At 69.6% G+C, this 20,471-nt stretch carries 24 protein-coding genes; 12 read left to right on the top strand and 12 right to left on the bottom strand.

The features are described from left to right. Positions 1-104: 104 nt before the first annotated feature. Positions 105-1,058: a 2,3,4,5-tetrahydropyridine-2,6-dicarboxylate N-succinyltransferase gene (gene dapD / locus CQ047_RS01655; protein ID WP_105672533.1), complete on the bottom strand. Its 954-nt coding sequence runs from the start codon at positions 1,056-1,058 to the stop codon at positions 105-107. A gap of 88 nt (positions 1,059-1,146) precedes the next feature. On the opposite strand from dapD, the gene dapE reads away from it, so the two are divergent. The 3 genes from dapE (at position 1,147) to CQ047_RS01640 (ending at position 3,687) form a co-directional block, all read left to right on the top strand. Beyond that, positions 1,147-2,220 carry a succinyl-diaminopimelate desuccinylase gene (dapE, locus tag CQ047_RS01650; protein ID WP_105672532.1) on the top strand — a complete coding sequence of 358 codons (1,074 nt, stop codon included), beginning with the start codon at positions 1,147-1,149 and terminating at the stop codon, positions 2,218-2,220. Further along, the gene (locus tag CQ047_RS01645; RefSeq protein ID WP_105672531.1) at positions 2,202-3,419 is read left to right on the top strand and encodes a hypothetical protein; all 1,218 of its coding nucleotides are present in this window, start codon (positions 2,202-2,204) and stop codon (positions 3,417-3,419) included. The genes dapE and CQ047_RS01645 overlap by 19 nt, the downstream gene beginning before the upstream one ends. 94 nt (positions 3,420-3,513) lie before the next feature. After that, on the top strand, positions 3,514-3,687 hold the full coding sequence (locus tag CQ047_RS01640) for a DUF3117 domain-containing protein (protein ID WP_067122349.1): 174 nt from the start codon (positions 3,514-3,516) through the stop codon (positions 3,685-3,687). A gap of 181 nt (positions 3,688-3,868) precedes the next feature. On the opposite strand, the gene CQ047_RS01635 is transcribed toward CQ047_RS01640, so the two are convergent. Continuing rightward, positions 3,869-4,504, bottom strand: coding sequence for an O-methyltransferase (locus CQ047_RS01635; protein WP_105672530.1), 636 nt, complete (start codon positions 4,502-4,504; stop codon positions 3,869-3,871). 90 nt (positions 4,505-4,594) lie between these two features. On the opposite strand from CQ047_RS01635, the gene CQ047_RS01630 reads away from it, so the two are divergent. Both CQ047_RS01630 and CQ047_RS01625 read left to right on the top strand, forming a co-directional pair. Then, positions 4,595-4,978, top strand: a complete 384-nt coding sequence (locus CQ047_RS01630) for a twin-arginine translocase TatA/TatE family subunit (RefSeq protein WP_105672529.1) — start codon at positions 4,595-4,597, stop codon at positions 4,976-4,978. After that, complete coding sequence (locus tag CQ047_RS01625) at positions 4,975-5,577, top strand: hypothetical protein (RefSeq protein WP_105672528.1); 603 nt, start codon at positions 4,975-4,977, stop codon at positions 5,575-5,577. The genes CQ047_RS01630 and CQ047_RS01625 overlap by 4 nt, the downstream gene beginning before the upstream one ends. Before the next feature lies 1 nt (position 5,578). On the opposite strand, the gene CQ047_RS01620 is transcribed toward CQ047_RS01625, so the two are convergent. Genes CQ047_RS01620 through CQ047_RS01605 form a run of 4 tightly spaced genes read right to left on the bottom strand, consistent with a single transcriptional unit; the run spans position 5,579 to position 8,945 of the window. Then, positions 5,579-6,061 (bottom strand): hypothetical protein, encoded by a 483-nt coding sequence (locus tag CQ047_RS01620; RefSeq protein ID WP_105672527.1) that lies wholly within the window; start codon positions 6,059-6,061, stop codon positions 5,579-5,581. A 3-nt stretch (positions 6,062-6,064) separates the two neighbouring features. After that, positions 6,065-7,183, bottom strand: coding sequence for an Mrp/NBP35 family ATP-binding protein (locus CQ047_RS01615; RefSeq protein ID WP_105672526.1), 1,119 nt, complete (start codon positions 7,181-7,183; stop codon positions 6,065-6,067). Continuing rightward, complete coding sequence (locus tag CQ047_RS01610; RefSeq protein ID WP_105672525.1) at positions 7,180-7,683, bottom strand: DUF1003 domain-containing protein; 504 nt, start codon at positions 7,681-7,683, stop codon at positions 7,180-7,182. The genes CQ047_RS01615 and CQ047_RS01610 overlap by 4 nt, the downstream gene beginning before the upstream one ends. Then, on the bottom strand, positions 7,683-8,945 hold the full coding sequence (locus CQ047_RS01605; protein ID WP_105672524.1) for a magnesium transporter MgtE N-terminal domain-containing protein: 1,263 nt from the start codon (positions 8,943-8,945) through the stop codon (positions 7,683-7,685). Before CQ047_RS01605 ends, CQ047_RS01610 begins: the two co-directional genes overlap by 1 nt. Before the next feature lie 87 nt (positions 8,946-9,032). Here CQ047_RS01605 and CQ047_RS01600 point away from each other — a divergent pair, with 87 nt between their 5' ends. The 4 genes from CQ047_RS01600 (at position 9,033) to CQ047_RS01585 (ending at position 12,258) form a co-directional block, all read left to right on the top strand. Then, positions 9,033-9,782 carry a general stress protein gene (locus CQ047_RS01600; protein WP_258132432.1) on the top strand — a complete coding sequence of 250 codons (750 nt, stop codon included), beginning with the start codon at positions 9,033-9,035 and terminating at the stop codon, positions 9,780-9,782. 10 nt (positions 9,783-9,792) lie between these two features. Then, the gene (locus CQ047_RS01595; protein WP_258132431.1) at positions 9,793-10,446 is read left to right on the top strand and encodes an alpha/beta family hydrolase; all 654 of its coding nucleotides are present in this window, start codon (positions 9,793-9,795) and stop codon (positions 10,444-10,446) included. A gap of 14 nt (positions 10,447-10,460) precedes the next feature. Continuing rightward, positions 10,461-11,645: a MalY/PatB family protein gene (locus CQ047_RS01590; protein WP_105672523.1), complete on the top strand. Its 1,185-nt coding sequence runs from the start codon at positions 10,461-10,463 to the stop codon at positions 11,643-11,645. 220 nt (positions 11,646-11,865) lie between these two features. After that, complete coding sequence (locus tag CQ047_RS01585; protein WP_105672621.1) at positions 11,866-12,258, top strand: VOC family protein; 393 nt, start codon at positions 11,866-11,868, stop codon at positions 12,256-12,258. A 178-nt stretch (positions 12,259-12,436) separates the two neighbouring features. Here the strand turns inward: CQ047_RS01585 and CQ047_RS01580 are convergent, their stop codons facing one another. Beyond that, a complete protein-coding gene (locus tag CQ047_RS01580; protein WP_105672522.1) occupies positions 12,437-13,858 on the bottom strand; it encodes an aminopeptidase P family protein in 1,422 nt (473 codons plus the stop codon). Between the two features lie 121 nt (positions 13,859-13,979). Continuing rightward, positions 13,980-15,002, bottom strand: coding sequence for an endonuclease/exonuclease/phosphatase family protein (locus CQ047_RS01575; RefSeq protein WP_105672521.1), 1,023 nt, complete (start codon positions 15,000-15,002; stop codon positions 13,980-13,982). Between the two features lie 82 nt (positions 15,003-15,084). Here CQ047_RS01575 and CQ047_RS01570 point away from each other — a divergent pair, with 82 nt between their 5' ends. Then, the gene (locus tag CQ047_RS01570; protein WP_105672520.1) at positions 15,085-15,948 is read left to right on the top strand and encodes a PHP domain-containing protein; all 864 of its coding nucleotides are present in this window, start codon (positions 15,085-15,087) and stop codon (positions 15,946-15,948) included. A 63-nt stretch (positions 15,949-16,011) separates the two neighbouring features. Next, positions 16,012-17,007: a DUF817 domain-containing protein gene (locus CQ047_RS01565; RefSeq protein WP_105672519.1), complete on the top strand. Its 996-nt coding sequence runs from the start codon at positions 16,012-16,014 to the stop codon at positions 17,005-17,007. Here CQ047_RS01565 and CQ047_RS01560 read toward each other — a convergent pair. After that, complete coding sequence (locus tag CQ047_RS01560) at positions 16,917-18,434, bottom strand: DEAD/DEAH box helicase (protein WP_105672620.1); 1,518 nt, start codon at positions 18,432-18,434, stop codon at positions 16,917-16,919. The two genes, CQ047_RS01565 and CQ047_RS01560, sit on opposite strands and share 91 nt — an antisense overlap. A gap of 191 nt (positions 18,435-18,625) precedes the next feature. Between CQ047_RS01560 and CQ047_RS01555 the strand changes: the two genes are divergently transcribed. Beyond that, the gene (locus CQ047_RS01555) at positions 18,626-19,342 is read left to right on the top strand and encodes a ferritin-like fold-containing protein (protein WP_105672518.1); all 717 of its coding nucleotides are present in this window, start codon (positions 18,626-18,628) and stop codon (positions 19,340-19,342) included. A gap of 16 nt (positions 19,343-19,358) precedes the next feature. Here CQ047_RS01555 and CQ047_RS01550 read toward each other — a convergent pair whose 3' ends face one another. The 3 genes from CQ047_RS01550 to CQ047_RS01540 are packed head-to-tail and all read right to left on the bottom strand — an operon-like array spanning position 19,359 to position 20,376. Then, positions 19,359-19,853 (bottom strand): hypothetical protein, encoded by a 495-nt coding sequence (locus tag CQ047_RS01550; protein ID WP_258132429.1) that lies wholly within the window; start codon positions 19,851-19,853, stop codon positions 19,359-19,361. Between the two features lie 4 nt (positions 19,854-19,857). Further along, entirely contained in the window at positions 19,858-20,145 is a 288-nt protein-coding gene (locus tag CQ047_RS01545) for a hypothetical protein (RefSeq protein WP_105672517.1), read from the bottom strand. A 6-nt stretch (positions 20,146-20,151) separates the two neighbouring features. After that, positions 20,152-20,376 (bottom strand): DUF3107 domain-containing protein, encoded by a 225-nt coding sequence (locus tag CQ047_RS01540; protein ID WP_045259005.1) that lies wholly within the window; start codon positions 20,374-20,376, stop codon positions 20,152-20,154. Positions 20,377-20,471: the final 95 nt, after the last annotated feature.

Below are 20,471 nucleotides of genomic sequence, written 5' to 3'. Positions count from 1 at the left end.
CTCGACTGGCGGTACGAGCAACGCCGCCCAGTCTATCAGTGACCGGGCGGCGTGAGCTGAGCGCGCGCCGTATCAGCGCGTCGCGTCGTCTCGGGCGTCGAGTTTCAGGCGTGCAGGGCCTCGTTGAGCGTGACGCCGACGCCGGTGCGGCGTACGGCCTCGACCGCCCCGCTCAGCGAGTTGCGCCGGAAGAGGAGGCCGTCCTGACCGGAGAGGTCGGCGCCCTTGACGGTCTTCTTCGTGCCGTCGGCGGTCACGGGGCCGTCGACGAGGACGATCTTCGTGCCGGCGGTGACGTAGAGACCCGCCTCGACCACGCAGTCGTCGCCGAGGGAGATGCCGATGCCGGCGTTCGCACCGAGCAGGGTGCGCGCACCGATCGAGACGCGGTGCGCGCCGCCGCCGGAGAGCGTGCCCATGATCGACGCGCCCCCGCCGATGTCGCTGCCGTCGCCGACGACGACGCCCTGCGAGATGCGTCCCTCGACCATCGACGCGCCGAGAGTGCCGGCGTTGAAGTTCACGAAGCCCTCGTGCATCACGGTGGTGCCGGGGGAGAGGTGCGCGCCGAGGCGCACGCGGGAGGCATCCGCGATGCGGACGCCTGCGGGCTGCACGTAGTCGGTCAGACGCGGGAACTTGTCGAGCCCGGCGACCTGGATGCCCGCGCGCTGCAGCAGCGGACGCAGCCGGTTGGCGTCGTCGGGGTGCACGGGACCGGCGTTGGTCCAGGCGACGTTCGGGAGGTGGGCGAAGATGCCGTCGAGGTTGAGCTCGTTCGGGCGCACCACGAGGTGCGAGAGGGCGTGCAGACGAAGGTAGGCATCGGCCGTCGAGGTCGGCGCCGCATCGAGGTCGATCACGAGGTGAACGGTCTCGACGGTCACGTTGCGACGCTCGTCCGGACCCGCCAGCGCCTCGAACGTGATCAGTCCGGCCGCGGTGTCGCCGGCATCCGGCGTCCCCGTGCCGACCTCGGGGAACCAGGCGTCCAGAACGGTGCCGTCTCCGGCGATCGTCGTGAGACCAGTACCCCATACCGTGCGCGCGTCAGTCATGCCTTCAACGGTAGCGTCCATCGGCCGGGCGGTTCTCGCATGTGTCGCCCCGAGTTCTCGTGGATGCCGCGCTGAGTAGGCTGGTGACATGGTGCTCGATCTGACCGCGTCCTCCGTCGAACTCACTCGCGCGATCTGCGACATCCCCAGCGTCTCGGGTGATGAGAAGACCCTCGCCGATGAGATCGAGGCGGCGATCTCCGCGTACGGACACCTCGAAGTGATCCGCCACGGCAACACGATCGTCGCCCGCACCGATCTCGGTCGCGCGCAGCGCGTGGCGATCGCCGGCCACATCGACACCGTGCCGATCAATGGGAACGTTCCGACGAAGGACATCGAGCTCGACGGGCAGCCCTACCTGTGGGGCAGAGGCACCGTCGACATGAAGGCGGGCACGGCCGTCCAGCTGAAGCTCGCCGCCGAGCTGTCCGATCCCGTCGTCGACATCACGTGGATGTGGTACGACAACGAGGAGGTCGAGGCGTCGAAGAACGGCCTCGCGCTGCTGGCCGCCGATCGCCCCGAGCTCTTCGCCGCCGACTTCGCGATCCTGGGTGAGCCGTCGAACGGCGAGGTCGAGGGCGGATGCAACGGCACGCTGCGCGCCGTCGTGCGCACCCACGGCGTCCGCGCCCACGCGGCGAGAGCGTGGATCGGCGAGAACGCGATCCACAAGGCGGCGCCGATCCTCTCCCGTCTCGCCGAGTACCGGGCGCGCGAGGTCGAGGTCGAGGGGCTGCTGTACCGGGAGAGCCTCAGCGCGGTGCGCATCGCCGGGGGCGTCGCCGGCAACGTCATCCCCGACGCGTGCGAGGTCGAGGTCAACTACCGGTTCGCACCGAGCGCATCGGCCGCTGAAGCCGAGGAGCACATCCGCAGCGTGCTCGCCGGGTTCGACGTCGAGATCACGGATGCCGCCGAAGGCGCGCGTCCCGGTCTGGACGCGCCGATCGCGAAGCAGTTCGTCGAGGCGGTCGGCGCGGTGCCGCAGCCGAAGTACGGCTGGACCGACGTCGCCCGGTTCTCGGCTCTCGGCATCCCTGCGGTGAACTACGGACCGGGGGATCCGCACCTCGCTCACCACGACGAGGAGCGGGTGCCGCTCGCCCAGATCGACGCCGTCGAGCGCGGACTGCGCGCATGGCTCACCTCGCACTGATCGCGGCGCGCCGCTGGGCGCACGTCCCGCATGCGGCGCGCATCGCGGTGATCTATGTGGTCGCGCGCCTGGTCACGACCGCCTTCCTGATCGTCGCCGCGACCCAGTCCACGTCTCTGTCGCGCTTCGGGGCGCAGCCGGGACTCGGGACCTTCGTGCTCGGCTGGGATGCGCAGTGGTACTGGTCGGTCGCCGACTTCGGATACCCGACGACGCTGCCGCTCACCGATTCCGGCGATGTCGCGGAGAACACCTGGGCGTTCATGCCCCTGTATGCATATGCGGCGAAGATCGTGGGCCTTCCGTTCGGGTCCTGGGGAGCGGGAGCCTTCCTGATCTCGCTGGTGGCCGGGTACTTCGCGTGCCTCGTGCTGCACCGTCTGCTGCGCGACAGGATCGGTCGTTCGGCCGCGACCTGGGCTGTGATCTTCTTCGCGGCGGGACCGATCGCCGCGATGTTCCAGGTGGGATACGCCGAGACGCTGTTCCTCCTGCTTCTGTTCCTGTCGCTCGACGCGGTCGCCCGCCGACGATATGCGCTGCTGTATCTGCTGATCCCGCTGATGGCGTTCACCCGACCCGGGGTGCTCGCCTTCGCGCTCTACCTCGGCCTGCACGGCATCCTGCGGTGGATCCATCGCCGGAGCGACCCGCTGCCGAGCAGGGAGATCCTTCACATCGTCGCGGCGGGCGCCCTCGCGACGGCATGCGGCTTCGCCTGGCAGGTGATCGCCGGCATCGCCACGGGAGATGCCGGAGCCTATCTCGCGACCGAACTCGCCTGGCGCTCGAACTGGATCATCGGCGGCGTCGAGGGCTTCATCCCCTTCGAGGGGTGGGTTCAGGCATCCCAGTTCTGGTTCGGGCAGTGGGGGATGCCGCAGTCCTGGGGTCCGATCGCCCTGGCTCTTCTCGTCGTGGCGGCCGGCATCGTGCTCCTCTACGCGCGCAGAGTGCGCGCGCTGGGCGCCGATCTGAGGCTCTGGAGCGCCAGTTATCTGCTGTATCTCCTCGCGGTCTTCTTCCCGCAGTCGAGCACGTTCCGGCTGCTGCTCCCGCTGAGTCCGCTGTGGGGAGCGGTGGCGGTTCCGCGATCCCGGCTGTGGCGTCTGGCGGTTCTCCTCGCCTGTCTCGCCGGTCAATGGACCTGGATCCACTACGTCTACGCGCTCGGGAACACCTTCTGGCAGGTGCCGTGAATGTAAATGATTGATGCATTTCTTCACAGGCGACATCCCGAGCTCGGTGACACCCGATAAACTGATTGCATACCACCGAGGAAAAGGAGCCACGATGGCAGCGATGAAGCCGAGGACCGGAGACGGACCTATGGAGGCCGTGAAAGAAGGACGACTCATCATCGTGCGTGTCCCGCTCGAGGGAGGCGGACGCCTGGTCGTCTCCGTGAACGATGCTGAGGCGAAGGAGCTTCACGACGTGCTCGCCGCGGTCGTGACGCCGGCCTGACACACTTCGAACTCTGAGAAGAGGGCGACGGATCTTCGGATCCGTCGCCCTCTTCCTCGTCTCGGGGCAGCGCGAGTGCGGCGCGGCGCGTCGAACCGTTGGAAACGGCGGGTTCAGTGTGCAGCGACCCGCCACGTGCGACGGCTCGCGCACGGGGAGGGGCTCGCGCGGCGAGAGTAGCTCAGTCGGCTTCGACGCTGATGAGCTGCAGCAGACCCTCGCCCGCGGGGGAGACCGTCGCCAGCACCGCGGAGGACTCCTGCGTCTCCTGGACGAGCGAGCGGTACGCCGAGGTGACCTCATCGCGCTGCACGGGGTCGGCGACGCGACCTCCGGCAAGGATCCGCGGGACGAGCACCATGCCGCCCGTCCTGACCAGGCGCAGGCCGTGCTCGACGTAGTCGATGACGTTCTCCGCGTCGGCATCGACGAGGACGATGTCGTAGGAGGCCTCGTTCATGCGGGGGAGCACATCCGCCGCGCGTCCGGTGATGAATCGCGCCTTGGTCGCGGGGATGCGCGCATCGGCGAACGCCTGACGTGCCGCAGCAAGATGCTCCGGCTCGTTGTCGATCGACGTGAGCACCGCCTGGGGGGCTCCGCGCAGCAGCCAGAGCCCGGAGACTCCCGCTCCCGTCCCGATCTCGACGATCGACCGGGCGCCGGTGGCCGCGGCGAGCACGGCGATCTGCGAGCCGACCGCTGCGCTGATGGGCGCGGCGCCGAGCTCGACCGCGTGTGCGCGGGCGCGGGCGATGGATGTCGGCTCCACGATGGATTCGCGGAGGAAACGCGCGTTCGCGTCGTGCTCGCTCATAGCCCTGGTTCTCCCGCCTGAGGTGTGACTTCTCCCAGGGTATGCGGTCGGCGTGCATCGAAGAGGCAGGCGCGGCGGTAGCCTGGACAGATGCAACTCGGGATCTCGTTCGAGAAGATTCTGCTGATCGGGCTGATCGCGGTTCTCATCGTGGGTCCTGACCGCCTGCCCCGCTACGCCGAGGCGTTCGCGAAACTGGTCCGTCGCGGCGGCGAGATGCTGCGCGACACCAAGTCGCGGGTGCGCGAGGAGATGGGTCCGGAGATCGACGACGTCGACTGGCGCAAGCTCGACCCGCGCCAGTACGACCCGCGCCGCATCATCCGCGACGCGCTGTTCGACGACGGTCCCGCCCCGGCGGCGGCGGCATCCGCGGCGCTCGCGGAGCCGACCCCCGCCGCACCGCGTTCGCCGATCGAGAGGCCGGAGTTCTCGCGCACGAGCCTTCCGCCGTTCGACATCGAAGCCACGTGAGCGACGGGTCGACGCAGCAGAGGCACAAGGATCAGGTCGCGTTCGCGGCCGCGGCGCTGTGCGCGATCGCGGGTGTGCTGATCTGGATGCTCTGGGTTCTGCCCATCGCCCGGTCCGTCGGTGAGGCTGCTCCGACTCCGGTCGGCGACAGCATGACGGTGGAACTCGCGGCCGGCGAATCCGCAGGCCTCTGGGGGAGCGGGCACTCCGTCATATTCGGCACCGTGGACTGCTCCGTCGTGTCTCCGGATGGAGACCCCGTGACGCAGCACGGCCCCCCAGCGCTCACCTGGGACGACACGGTGTGGTGGATGAATCCGCGCCCGGGATTCGAGCAGTTCGCGCAGTTCACCGCCGCGGATGCCGGTGCGCACAAAGTGAGCTGCGTCGACTCCCTCGACACCTACGGGGGCGAGTACCTCGTCGCGGGAGACACGTTCGGCACGGGGAGCATCGGGCTCGGCCGCACCGGTTCGAACGACTTCGCGGTCGGCACGCTGCTCGCTTTCGGCGCCGTCGTCTGCCCGCTCTTCGCGGTGCTGGTCGTCATCGTCATCCCGCTGCGGCGGCTGCGCGACCGACGCAGGGCGCGCCGCTGACTCAGCCGATCTTCGCGCGGAGGATCGCGATGTCCTCGTCGGCGAGGAGCGCGCGGGGCACGGCGGTGACCACGGACGCCTTACGCAGCTTCAGCAGCACGGCGTCCCGTCCGGCGCGGACGCTCTGGAACTCGGCGTACGGCACCGTGGAGGTGCGGGTGGCGGCGCCGATCCTCAGCGCATCGTCGCCGACGGACACCCACACGTCCGTCCCCGGGGGCATCGCCGCACGCACGGCCCGGCGTGCGGACGCCACGGTCAGCCAGACGGCGTAGAGGCCGAGCAGGGTCACGGCGACCGGCATCCAGGCGGTGAGCGCCCCTGCGCCGCTTCCGGCGGCGTCGAGGTTCAGGATGCTGGTGATCAGGGCCGCGACGAGGGCCGCCCACATCACGAGCGCCCAGGGACGGGTGAGCGAGTAGATGGACGCGTCGCGTGCCATGCGGCGCAGCAGGCTCTCGTCGACCGTGAGGGATCCGTTCATTCGTCAGCTCACCCGCATCGGCAGGGAGCGCCCGGCGAGTCCGCGTCCCAGCTCCGTGAGCGAGCGGGCGAGGTCGCGGATGGCGATGGCCGCTGCGTCCGCCGGATCGCCGATCACGACGGGGACGCCCTCGTCGCCGCCGACCCTCAGCGCAGGGCTGAGCGGGATGCTGGCGAGCAGCGGGACCAGGCCGTCGGTCGAGAGCGCGTCGGCGACCGCAGCGCCTCCTCCGGAGCCGAACAGGTCGATCACGGAGCCGTCCGGCAGCGTGAACGCCGCCATGTTCTCGACGACGCCGATCACGCGCTGTCCGGTCTGGCGTGCGACGAGGCCGCTGCGGATGGCGACGTCGGATGCCGCCGCCTGCGGAGTGGTGACCACGAGGACCTCGGCGTGGGGCAGGATCTGCCCGATCGAGATCGCGATGTCGCCCGTGCCGGGGGGCATGTCGATCAGCAGGATGTCGAGATCGCCGAAGAAGACATCGGTGAGGAACTGCTGCACCGTGCGGTGCAGCATCGGTCCGCGCCAGGCGACCACGGCCTCTCCGTCGCGGAGGAACATGCCGATCGAGATCGTCTTCACCCCGTGCGCCACAGGGGGGAGCATGAGGTCGTCGATGCGGGTCGGCTGCGTGCCGGCGGGGATGCCGAGCAGCCCGGGGATCGAGAAGCCGTGCACGTCGGCGTCGACCAGTCCGACGGCGAGCCCCTGCTCGGCGAGGGCCACGGCGAGGTTCGCGGTCATGGTGGACTTTCCCACCCCGCCCTTGCCGCTGGAGACGAGGATGACCCTGGTCAGGGAATCGGGGCCGAACGGCATCTGCCTCGCGGGCCTGCCGTCGCGGAGCTTCTCGGTGAGGGCCTTGCGCTCCGCCGGTGTCATGACGCCCACCTCGACGTCGACCTCGTCGACCCCGGGGACGGATGCCGCGGCCGCCCGCACGTCCGACTCGATGCGTGCTGCAGCGGGGCAGCCCACGATCGTGAGCACGATGGCGACGTGCGCCCTCGTGCCGTCGAGCGAGATGTCGCGCACCATGTCGAGGTCGCCGATCGGGCGGCGCAGCTCGGGGTCGGTGACCGCCGAGACCGCCGAGCGAATCGCGTCAGCGGAGGTCATGACTTCTTGTCTGGGGTGTCTTCGAGCTCGGCGAGCAGCGCCTTCAGCTCCTGACGGAGCACGTCGCGAGTGACGGCCTGCGCGTTGCGCTCCTCGAGCGACATGCGCAGCGCGACGATCTCGCGGGCGAGGTACTCGGTGTCGGCGAGGTTGCGCTCGGCGCGCTGTCGGTCCTGCTCGATCTGCACGCGGTCCCGGTCGTCCTGCCGGTTCTGCGCGAGCAGGATGAGCGGAGCCGCGTAGGAGGCCTGCAGAGACAGCATCAGGGTCAGTGCGGTGAACCCGAGCGCGGCGTCGTCGAAGCGGACGCTGTCGGGCATCAGCGTGTTCCAGCCGATCCAGAGCACGCAGAACAGGCTCAGGAGCAGAAGGAACGCGGGTGTGCCCATCGCCCGCGCGATCCACTCGGTGAAGCGGCCGAAGCGGTCGCGCGAGACGGGCTTCTGGCGAACCGCGCCGCGGCCGAGGGGGGCGTCGAGCCTGGCGTTGTTCTTCGCCATCAGCGCACCTCCTTCGCCGGCTGCTCGTCGTCGTCGTGCGTGCGCCAGTCGTCGGGCAGCAGGTAGTCGAGCACGTCGTCGACGCTGATCGCTCCGACGAGGCGGTGGGCGGCGTCGATGACCGGAAGCGACACGAGGTCGTAGCTGGCGAGCATCCTCGCCACCTCGGCGGCGGACGCCGTGACGGGGACGGGTTCGAGGCTGTCGTCGACGATCGCGCCGAGGCGTTCGTGCGGGGGATAGCGCAGCATGCGCTGGAAGTGCACGACGCCGAGCAGGCGACCGGTTGGTGTCTCGAACGGCGGGAGGGTCACGAACACCGCGGCGGCGAGGGCGGGGTGCAGCTCGTGACGTCGGATCAGCGCGAGCGCCTCGGCGACCGTCGCGTCGGCCGAGAGGATGATCGGCTCGGGCGTCATCAGACCGCCCGCCGTGTCGGGGCCGTAGCGCAGCAGCATCCTGACGTCCTCGGCCTCCTCCGGCTCCATCAGTGCCAGCAGGTGCTCCAGACGCTCGGGCGGGAGCTGGGCGAGGAGGTCGGCCGCGTCGTCGGGCTCCATCTCGTCGAGGACGTCGGCGGCGCGCTCGTCGCCCAGGCGATCGAGGATGTCGACCTGATCGTCTTCGGGCATCTCCTCGAGGGCGTCGGCGAGGCGGTCGTCGGAGAGCTCCTCCGCCACCTCGATCAGACGCTGCTGAGGCAGGTCGAGCAGCGTCGTGGCGAGGTCGGCCGCGTGCAGCTCGGAGTACGAGGCGACCAGCTGCTCCGCCGACTGGGACTCGCCGGGTGCGCGTTCCTCCGACACCTCGCTCCATGCGGCGAACGTGGTCGGCCCCTTCGCGAAGGGGGAGGCGCTGGTCTTCGGCCTGCGGAGGAACAGCTGGCTGATGGCCCACTCGCCGAGGCGGTTCGGCTCGATCGCGACGTCCTCGATCACGGCGGTGCCGCTGCCGTCGACGAGGCTGACGCGTCTGCCCAGCAGCTCGGCGAGCACGCGCACCTCACCGGCGCGCGGGGAGAACCGGCGCACGTTGATGAGGCCGGTGCTGATGACCTGGCCGGCGCGGATCGAGGTGACGCGTCCGATCGAGAGGAACACCTGCCTGCGGCCGGGGATCTCCACCACGAGACCGATCACGCGCGGGGCGGCGGTACTTCGGTACACGATGACGACGTCACGGACTTTGCCGAGCCGGTCGCCCACGGGGTCGAAGACGGCGCAGCCTGCCAGGCGCGCGGCGAATACCCGTTGTGTGCTCACCCGTCCAGCGTAGTGCGCGCCTCCGTGTGAGCGGCCCCGGTTCGCCGCGCAGAGCCAGCGCCCAGAGGGGCATGGAACAATGGCCGGATGAGCATGTTGAACCGTCCGGCAGGCAGCAACGACACCGGCGAGGTCGTCGCCTCGGTGCGCGACTACGAGAGCGCGCAGAAGACGGTGTCGAAACTCATCGCCGAGGAGGTGCCGGCGCGCGACATCGCCATCATCGGCCAGAGCGTCCGCACCGTCGAGCGCATCACCGGCCGCCTCGGCTACGCCGCAGCCGCACGCTCGGGGGCGATCAACGGCGTGCTCATCGGACTCTTCCTCTCGGCGATCCTCGTGCTCGGCAACCCCGACGTGCCGATCCAGCTCTTCGTCGGCTTCGTCTTCATCGGCGTCGCACTAGGGATGCTGCTCAGCCTGGTGACCTATGCGATCGTCCGCCGCCGGCGCGACTTCGCGAGCGTCACCCAGTTCGCGGCCGACCACTACGAGGTCACCGTGCTGCCCGCATCCGTCGCCAAGGCGCGCAAGGTCCTCGGCGCCGTGCGTCAGACGACCGTCGCTCGGCCCCCGGTGAACCTCGACGAGCCGCCCAGGTACGGCGAGCGGATCCCGGCCGCCGGTGCGGCCCCCGCGACGCCCGCCGCGCCGGTGATCCCGCCGCGGCCCGCCGACCCGGTGCCGCAGGACGCGTTCCCCGCCGATGCCGCACCCGCCGCGGAGTCGGCAGCGGCCGCATCCGCGGATGAGTCCGTCGCGGCGCCGCAGAGCGAGGGTGATGCGTCCGAGGCTCCCGTGCAGCAGGACGGCGAGCAGGCCGAGCCGAAGCAGTGAGCGCGGCCTCGTGACGGTCGCGATCGAGGTCGAGCTGCCGACCGGGGTCACGACCGTGTCGGCCGACTGGGATCAGGGCACGAACGGGGCGACGATCGTCATCGCGCACGGTGCAGGCACGGGCAAGGACCATCCGTTCCTGACCGGTTTCGCCTCCGGGCTGCACGAGCGGGGATTCTCCACGCTGCGCTTCAACTTCCCCTACGTCGAGCAGGGGCGGCGGATGCCCGGTCCTGCCGCTCATGCGATCGCGACCTGGAACGCGGTGGTCGCCTTCGCGCGATCGGTTGACCCCGAGGCGGCGATCTGGGCTGCGGGCAAGTCCTACGGCGGACGGATGGCGTCGATGGCGGTCGCGGAAGGGATGACGGTGGACGGTCTCGTCTACCTCGGGTACCCGCTGCACGCGCCGGGCAAGCCGGAGAAGCCGCGCGCGGAGCATCTGCCGGCGATCGCGGTTCCCCAGCTGTTCATCGAGGGGACGAACGATCCCTTCATCCAGCCGGTGTCGCAGTTCGACGAGGTGGTCGCGACCTGTCAGGACGCGCGCGTCGTCTGGATCGAGGGCGGCGGGCACACCTTCGAGATCAAGGGTCACCGGCGCGAGGCATCCGATATCGGGTCATCATTGGTCACATTCGTATCGGAGTTCGCGGGGCGCTGAGAGCATGGAGGCGTATGGGCACCTCACACGCTTACGACGCGATCGGCATCGACCAGCTCCGGCAGACCGGCAGCTTCAAGTGGTCGACCTATCCTGACGCCATCGGCGCGTTCATCGCCGAGATGGACTTCGGTGTCGCGCCCGCGATCAGCGACGCGCTGACCGGGTCGGTCGGGGCCCTCGTCGGGTATCCCACTCCCGCCCTCGTCGACGCGATGGCAGACGCGTGTGCGCGCTTCCTCGACGATTCCTACGGCTGGAAGGTCCCCGCAGAGCGCATCCGCCCGGTCGGCGACGTGCTCATCGCGATGCGCGCCACGATCGATCACTTCACCGCGCCCGGGTCGAAGATCATCCTGCCGACCCCGGCGTACATGCCGTTCCTGAAGATCCCGCCGATGCACGACCGCGAGATCGTCGAGGTCCCGCTGCTGGTTCAGGACGGCAGGTACGTGTTCGACCTCGACGGACTGGACAGGGCCTTCGCCGACGGCGGCGGGATGCTCATCCTGTGCAACCCGTACAACCCCGTGGGGCGCGTGTTCACGCGCGAGGAGCTGCTGGCGATCTCGGAGATCGTGGAGCGGTACGGCGGACGCGTGTTCTCCGACGAGATCCACGCCCCGCTGGTGTTCGCGCCGCACGTGCACATCCCGTACGCGAGCATCAGCGAGGCCGCCGCGAACCACACCATCACGTCGACGAGCGCGTCGAAGGCGTGGAACCTGCCCGGCCTGAAAGCCGCGCAGGTGATCCTCAGCAACGACGCGGATGCCGCTGTCTGGGCCACACCCGTCGTGACGCGCAACGAACTGCTCGCGAGCAACCCCGGGATCATCGCGAACACCGCGGCCTACGACGACGGGCGGGAGTGGCTCGCGGACACGCACACCTACCTCGACGGGAACCGTCGAGTGCTGGGCGAGCTGCTCGCCGCACAGATCCCCGAGATCGGCTACATCCCTGCGGAGGGGAGCTACATCGCCTGGCTCGATGCGCGCGGTCTCGGCATCGACGGGTCGCCCGCCGACTTCTTCCGCGAGCACGCGGGGGTCGCGCTCACCGACGGCATCGCGTGCGGGGCGCCGGGTGACGGATTCCTGCGGTTCATCCTGGCCACGCCGCGCCCGATCATCGTGCAGGCCGTGGAGCAGATGGCCGCGGCGCTCGCGCGACGCGGGGCGCCGGTCAGCGTCTGACGGCAGTCACGGATCTCCGGGGCCCGGTGACCGGGGCCTGGGATGGGGTGCTGGCGCGGGTCGGAACGTCCGATTCCCGGCTGAACTGCGGCGCTTCGCCCCGGTTCCGGCAGATCCGTGCCGATCTCACCGGATCTCGGGGTGTCTTCCGGATCTCGGAGGGGTTTCGGGGGGAGCTAGCATGCCTGAGGGGCGGAGCACGGACGATCAGGAGGTGGCGATGAGCGGACTGCATCACATCGAAGTCTGGGTCGACGACCTCGACGGAGCGATCTCCTCGTGGGGTTGGCTGCTCGAACGGCTCGGCTATGCCGTGACGGCGCAGTGGCCGGGGGGAGCCAGCTGGGGAGACGGCGGCGCCTACATCACCCTGACGACCTCACCGAACCTTGCGGATGCCGCGCACGACCGGCGCCGCTCGGGCGTGAACCACCTCGCCTTCCTCGGCGGGACGAGAGCGGAGGTGGATGCCGTCATGCGAGAGGCCCCTGGGCGCGGCTGGACCCCGCTCTACTCCGACCGCTACCCGCACGCGGGCGGTCCCGACCACTACGCCGGATGGATCGAGAACGCCGCGGGGTTCAAGGTCGAGATCGTCGCCGAGGCGCCCTGAGCCTCCGGGCATCCTGCCGCCCGAATGACCAGTCCCACCACCTCTGCCCCCGAGGGGCCTGTGCGCACGGCATCCGGTCGTCGACCCCACCCCGAGATGCGGAAGACCGCCCGGGTTCCGGACAGATTCTCGCGAATCATCCGGAACCCGGGCGGTCTTCCGTGTGCGGTGCAGGTGGTCAGGCCTGGACGCGCGCGATCCACGCCTCGATCTCGTCGGCGGTGCGGGGGATGTCGGCGGAGAGGTTGACCGGTCCGTCCTCCGTCATGAGGATGTCGTCCTCGATGCGCGCGCCGATGCCGCGGTACTCGGCGGGCACCGTGAGGTCGTCGATCTGGAAGTACAGGCCGGGCTCGATCGTGAAGACCATGCCCGGCGCCAGGATGCCGTCGTAGTACATCTCGCGGCGCGCCTGGGCGCAGTCGTGCACGTCGATGCCGAGGTGGTGCGAGGTGCCGTGGACCATGTAGCGGCGGTGCTGGCCACCGGCATCCGCGTCCAGCGCCTCCTCGGCGGTCACGGGGAGCAGGCCCCACTCGGCGGTGCGGGCGGCGATGACCTTCATGGCCGCGCCGTGCACCTCGCGGAACGGCACGCCGATCTGCGCGGCGGCGAAGGCGGCGTCGGCCGCCTCGCGCACCGTCTCGTAGACGCGGCGCTGCACCTCGCTGAAGGTTCCGGAGACGGGCAGCGTGCGGGTGATGTCCGCCGTGTAGAGGCTGTCGGCTTCGACTCCGGCGTCGACGAGGATCAGGTCTCCCGGCACGACGGCTCCGTCGTTGCGGGTCCAGTGCAGGTAGCAGGCGTGGGGTCCGGATGCGGCGATCGTGTCGTAGCCCTCGCCATTGCCGTCCTCGCGTGCACGGCGGTGGAAGACGCCCTCCACGACGCGCTCGCCGCGGGCGTGAGCGGTGGCCTGGGGGAGTGCGCGGATGATGTCGTCGAAGCCGTTCGCCGTGATCTCGACCGCTCGGCGCATCTCGGCGATCTCGAACTCGTCCTTGATGAGGCGCAGCTCGGATACGAAGCGGTCGAGCTCGTCGGAATCGCCGAGCGTGAGGTCGTCCGCTCCGGCGGCGAAGGCGTCCAGGTGATCGGTCGCGATGCCGAGATCGGCGGCGACACCGGCGAGGGCCGGTCGGGGGCCGATCCAGAACTCGCCGATCGTGGCATCGGCGTAGAACTCCGTCGTCGTGCGGTCGGCGCGCTCACGGAAGTACAGGGTGATGTCGTGGCCGGCATCCGTCGGCTCGAACACGAGCACCGAGTCGGGCTCGGAGTCGGACGCCCACCCGGTGAGGTGCGCGAACGCGGAGTGCGCGCGGAACACGTAGTCCGTGTCGTTGCTGCGCTGCTTGAGGGATCCTGCGGGGATCACGAGGCGCTTCCCGGGGAACGCCGCGGACACGGCCGCACGGCGAGCGGCCGCGTACGGAGCTTGCGCCCGCGCGGCCGGCAACGACTCGGGGCGCTCGGCCCATCCGGTGGAGATGGTGTCGAGGAAGCCCTGCGGGAACGGCTGCTTGCGGTTCGTGGTGCTGTTCTCGATGACGGTCTCGGCGCTGGTCTCGGCGATCGTGTCGCGTTCTCCGGTGTTCATCCCTCAAGTCTGTCACTGCGCGGGCTGTTTCGTCGCGCCGCACGGGTCGCCGGAAGAGGCGCAGACGATTCGTCTCGTGGCCGAGGGCGGTCGGCGGCGCAGGGCGGCGATTCGTCTCGGCTCAGCCCGCGGGTTCGAGCTGCACGACGAGACCGCGATGATCGCTCCCTGCGGCGTCGCCGATGACGGACGATCCGGTGGGCGTCCAGTTCTGAGAGGCCATGACGTGGTCGATGGGCGCGCTCAGCAGCTCGGGGAGCGAGCTGGGCCAGGTGCCGCTGAAGCCGTTGCCGGTGCGCGACGCGGCGTCCCGGCAGTAGCCCAGGTCGCCTCCGCCTGTGCCGAGCGACGCCATGTGGTCGATCGTGGCGTTGAAGTCGCCGGCGAGGATGACATCGCCCTGCGGGCACTGATCGGCGATCCACTGCAGATCGCTGCGCCACTGTCCCATCTCCTCCCTGCGAGGAGCGACTGCATGCACGGCGACGATGGTCGGCCCTGTGCCGTCGATGGGCATGAGGACGACGCTGGGCACCTGTGCCGTGTTGCTGGTGCCGTCTGTCGACGACTCGATCACCGAGTACTCGCCCATGTCGGGGGAGACCAGGACCGTCGTCTGCCACGACTTCGGGCCGTCCACGACGTCGGGCTTGTACTGCACGTTGTGCACCCACATCGGATGCCCCTGCGCGCGCAGCATGATCGCGATCTGCTCTCCGACGGCCTCCGTGGTCTCGGGGAGGGCGACGACGTCGGCCCCGCTGTCGAGGATCTGCCGTGCGATCGTCTCCGCCGGGACGACCTCGCCCGCGGTGTTCCAGCTCAGGACCCGCACGCTCGACTCCGTCGCGGCGGGGAGGGTGTCGCCGCCGAAGCCCCGGCTCATGCCGATCGCTCCGGTCGCGCCGGCGCCCAGCAGCGCGACGATGAGGACGGACGCCGCGAAACCCCGCAGCGGCCGCGCGAACAGGAGCAGCAGCGAGAGCATGGCGATGAGGAGCAGCGCCCCGAGCACGACGCCGCGAGCGGCGACGATCTGCGCGAACGGGAAGGTCTGCTCGAGTCGGAAGAACTGCGGCCACACGGCGATCGCCGTCGCGATCGCGAGCAGCACGGTGAACAGGATCCCCAGTAGTCGAAGCATCCCTCCCAGCCTATGAGCCGTGTCTGGGAAGTCCCTGCCGCGGCGCGAGCCTCGGGCCGTCGCGGCTCGGTACGCTCGGAGGATGGCCTCATCGTTCGCCGGTCCCGCCGACCTGCACCTCCACTCGAATCAGTCGGACGGCACGGAGGCGCCAGCGGAGGTCATGCGACAGGCCCACGCCCATGGCGTCCGGACCGCGGCCCTCACCGATCACGACCGCACGACCGGGTGGCAGGAGGCCGGTGACGCCGCCGTCGCGCTGGGCATGACCTTCATCCCGGGGATGGAGCTGTCGGCCAAGCACGAGTGGCGCAGCGTGCATGTGCTGGGCTACCTGTTCGACCCGGCGGATCCGGCACTCCGCGCTGAGACCGATCGCATCCGCGACGACCGGATCGGTCGTGCGGAGAGGATCGTCCGCAGCATCGGCCGCGACTACGACCTGCACTGGGACGACGTGCTCGCGCAGACCACGGAGGACGCGACGGTGGGGAGGCCGCACATCGCCGACGCCCTGGTCGCCCGCGGCATCGTGCGCGACCGCACGGAGGCGTTCGACGGCATCCTGCATCCGAGGGAGGGCTACTACGAGCCGCACTACGCGCCGGACCCGCTCACCGCCGTGCAGCTCATCACGGAGGCAGGAGGGGTCGCGATCATCGCGCATCCCGTGACGTCCGGACGAGATCGGATGATGCCCGTTCCCTACATCGAGCGTCTGATCGGCGCGGGGCTCGGCGGCTTCGAGATCGATCATCGGGAGAACACGGCCGCGGGCAAGAGGATGCTGCACGAGATCGCCGCAGCCCATGACCTCATCGTGACCGGGTCGAGCGACTACCACGGCACCGGCAAGCCGAACCGGCCGGGGGAGAACACCACCTCCGACGAGATGGTGGCGCGGCTCATCGCCCGCGCAACGGGTACCACACCGCGCTACCCGTGAATCTGGGCGTCCTGTCGGGATTCTCCCGGCCGCTTGTCGATCACGGCCCCTACTGTTCGACACATGCAACGGGCGACATCACTCGAGCAGCGCATCGACGCGGTCGCTCACCGCATCCTCCAGGGCGCCCCGATCGACGGCTTCCGTGCGGGGGTCGTCGAGTTCTCGGTGTTCGTGCTCAAGCAGGCGTGGGCATGCGTCTTCGGGGCGGCGCTCCTGCTGGCGATCGTCGCCGCACGGCTCTGGTACCCGGATGACGCGGCGCTCGCCAGAAACGACGCGCTGACCCTCACCGCGGTGGCGATCCAGATCGCCATGCTCGCGTTCCGTCTCGAGACGGGCCGCGAGCTCTGGGTGATCGTGCTGTTCCACCTGACCGGCACCGCGATGGAGCTCTTCAAGACGGACGTCGGGTCATGGGCGTATGCCGCGGACGGGATTCTTCGCATCGGCGGCGTTCCCCTCTTCAGCGGCTTCATGTACGCGGCGGTGGGGTCGTACATGGTGAGAGTGCACCGCCTGTTCGATCTGGGATTCACGCGCTACCCCCGCCGCTGGCTGACGACGGTCCTCGCCGTCGCGATCTACGCGAACTTCTTCACCCACCACTGGTTCTGGGATCTGCGCTGGGTGCTCGTCGTGTGCATCGTGCTGCTCTGGTCGCCGACCATCATGCATGCGCGCGTGTGGCGTCGCACACTGCGACTTCCCCTGATCGCCGTGTTCGCGGGCGTCGCCGCCTTCATCTACATCGCGGAGAACATCGGCACCTGGGCAGGCGCCTGGGCCTATCCCGACCAGGTCGAGTCCTGGCAACCGGTGTCGTTGAGCAAGCTCAGCTCATGGTTCCTGCTGATGATCATCTCGGTGGTGATGGTCACCTGGGCGTATCCCCCTGCGCCGCCGGCGGGGCCCGTCGGGAACGACGAAGGGGCGGATGCCGCAGCATCCGCCCCTTCTGAGATCGTTCAGGCGCCGGTGACCGGCGCTGCTCCGGTTCCACCGGAACCACCGCGACGGCGGCGGCGGCGACGAGCGGGTGCCGGCTTGCCGTCGTGATGCTCCTTGCCTGCGCCGTCGTGAGTTCCGGCGCCCTCGGCGCCGCGATCGGCGGACTGACCGGAGTCGGACGCAGATGACGACGACTCCGTCGCGCCCTCGGCGAAGGTCGACCCGACGGCCGCGGAACCGCCGCGGCGACGACGGCGGCGGCGGGTGCCTCCTTCGTCGGTGCCCTCGGCCGCGGCATCCGCCGCACGCTCGGGGCGCGGAGCCCGTGCCGGCTTCTCGGCCTTGGGGGCCGTCACCAGGCGGCCCTTGGTGCCGGCGGGGATGTCGAGGTCGCTGTAGAGGTGCGGGCTCGACGAGTACGTCTCGACGGGCTCCGGCTGACCGAACTCGAGCGCCCGGTTGATGAGGGCCCACTTGTGCAGGTCCTCCCAGTCGACGAAGGTGACCGCGATACCGGTCTTGCCCGCGCGACCGGTACGACCGGCGCGGTGCAGGTACGTCTTGTCCTCATCGGGGATCGTGTGGTTGATGACGTGGGTCACGTCGTCGACGTCGATGCCTCGTGCCGCGACGTCGGTCGCGACGAGCACGTCCTTCTTCCCGGCCTTGAACGCCGCCATCGAGCGCTCGCGCTGATCCTGACCCATGTCGCCGTGCACGCCGCCGACGTTGAAGCCGCGGTCGCCCAGCTCGTCGACCAGACGCTGCGCCGCACGCTTGGTGCGGGTGAAGATCACGGTCTTGCCGCGGCCCTCGGCCTGGAGGATACGGGCGATGACCTCGTCCTTGTCGAGCGAGTGCGCGCGGTAGACGAGGTGCTTGATGTTGGCCTGGGTGAGGCCCTCGTCGGGATCGGTGGCGCGGATGTGGATCGGGTTGATCATGAACCGGCGCGCGAGAGCGACGATCGGCCCGGGCATGGTCGCCGAGAACAGCTGCGTGTGCCGCACCGCCGGGACCTTCTGGAAGATCTTCTCGATGTCGGCGAGGAAGCCGAGGTCGAGCATCTTGTCGGCCTCGTCGAGCACGACCTCGGTCGCGTTCGACAGGTCGAGGAGGCGCTGGCCCGCGAGGTCGATGAGTCGACCGGGGGTGCCGACCACGATCTGCGCGCCGGCCTTGAGCTGGTCGATCTGACCCTCGTATGCCTTGCCGCCGTAGATGGCCACGACGCTGGTCGAGCGGTTGCTGGTGAGCAGATCGATGTCCTCGTACACCTGCACCGCGAGCTCGCGGGTGGGCACCACGATGAGCGCCTTGACGCCGTGCTCGGGGTTCTGGCCGAGTCGCTGGACGACGGGGATGCCGAAGCCGAAGGTCTTGCCCGTTCCGGTCTTCGCCTGTCCGATGATGTCCTGGCCGGGGAGGCCGAGCGGAATGGTCTGCTCCTGGATGGGGAACGCGTCGACGATGCCCTTTGCGGCGAGTGCGTCGACGATGTCCTGATCGATTCCTAGATCAGAGAAAGTTGTCACTGTGTTCAGATGCCTGTCCGGCGACATGGAGAGTCGCCTCGTCACGGATCCACGCCGTCTCTTGTGCCACAGGCGCGGGGCCCCGCTCCGACGGCGGGGACGGGACCAGCCTACCCGAGGCGTGCTCCGACCCTCGGGATGGCTTCTCCCCGAGTAGTGTGATCCCGTAGTCGATCGGTTGGGGAGCATCCGTGGTCAATTGGTTCTGGAATCGGAGCAGGGCTCCTCGTCGCACCCTCGCGCTGCGCAGCAGGGGCGATCAGGGCGGTGCGACGCGCGTCGACTTCGCCGAGCTCGCCCCCGAGTTGAATCGCTTCCTCGGGCAGGCGGCCTACCTGCAGCTCGGCTACTTCGAGACGCTCACCCGTCTGATCCGCGCCACTCCGGAGCTCTCGGAGAAGGAATCGCTGTCCCGCGCCGCGGGGGCGACCCTCACGAAGCATCGGGCGATCGTGGACCTCATCTCCGAACGCGGCGAGGACCCCACCCAGCTCATGCTCCCGTTCCGCGAGAACCTCGACGCGTTCCGTCGCAAGACGATCGGCGCCCGCCCTCGCGAGACGATGCTGGCCGTCTACATCACCGCGGGCATGCTGGACGACTTCTACCTCGCGCTGGCGTCGAGCTACGGCGACATCGGCGAGAAGGTGCGGACGATCCTCAGCGAGGACGACGCGCGCCACGAGATCGTCGCGATCATCCAGGAGACGATCGAGAGCGACGAGGAGTGGCGTTCGCTGCTGTCGATGTGGGCCAGACGGCTCGTCGGCGACACGATCCTGGTCTGCCGCTCGGCGCTGCGCCCCGAGAGACTCGCCGCCGCAGACGACGAGAGGATCGAGCCCGTCTACACGGAGCTCATGGGCGCGCACGCCCGCAGGATGGACGCGATGGGCCTCGCGTCCTGACGACGTCGTCGTGCCGTCACTCCGTGGCGCGCTCCAGCCGACGGGTGAGCCGCCAGGCGATGACCATCGGGATCACCCCGATCACCCCGAACGACATGTCGATGAGCTGCCAGCCGAGCGGGATGCCCCGGATCCCACCGGCGATGAGCGCGAGCGGGATGATGCCGGCGCAGGCGATCACGCCGAACTGGATGACCCAGATGTTGCGCACGGGGTCGATCAGCGGGCCGATGAAGACGACCGCGATGACCAGGTGCGCGAACGCCAGCCAATCGGTGCCGTATGACATGAACGGGTAGCGGTCGCCGACGTCCACGAGCGCCTGCGACACCCGCTCGACCCAAGAGACGGCGTCGGGGAACCATGCGGCGACAGGGGAGTCGCGCAGGATGCCCGATGCGAGTCCGAGCTCCTCGCGCAGCGGGAACGCCGTGACGCCGCTGACGATCAGCCCCAGCATCATCACGACGATGCAGAGGCGGATCCAGAAGAGGGTCCGGCGTCGGTCCACCGGTTCAGATGCCGAGCGCGGCCCTGGCCTCGGCGTCCCGACCGGTGCGGACGCGGACGAGCACGATCGTCGCGAGGGCGGCGATCACCGCGGAGCCGAGAACGCTCGCCAGCCACAGCCAGATGCTGCCTTCGCCCACACCGGCCCACTGCAGGCCCGTGTAGACCAGAGCGGCGACTGCGGTCGCGATCGCCGGAGTGACGGCGACGCCACGCAGCTCACGTCCGCCGATCAGGTAGTGCGCGGCGATGCCGAGCACGCACGCGCCGATGAGTGCGAGGAGGATGTACATCGCGGATCAGGCGACGAAGCCGACGCGGCGCGACTCTTCGGTGCCCAGCTCGATGTAGGCGAGGTTCGCGGTCGGGACGAGGTAGGAGTTGCCCTTCACGTCGGCGAAGTCGAGGTGCGTGGAGCTCTGCTCGAGGGCTGCGGTGACCTTGGCGCGCACCTCGTCGGCGCTGGCGGAGGTCTCGAAGTTCAGTTCGCGGCCGGTGTTGACGATGCCGATGCGGATTTCCACGCGTGCTCCCTGTGGTTGATGCTGCTGACTGTGCCCAACTCTACCCCGGCGGCGGTCGCGGGGATCGGCAGTCGCCGTCGGTTTCGCCGTGAGCG

It is taken from the genome of Microbacterium sp. MYb72 (assembly GCF_002979415.1).
In the GTDB taxonomy this organism is placed as follows: Bacteria; Actinomycetota; Actinomycetes; order Actinomycetales; family Microbacteriaceae; genus Microbacterium; species Microbacterium natoriense.
The sequence above is the reverse complement of the archived record's forward strand: the minus strand, read 5'-3'. Positions and strand labels throughout refer to the sequence as shown.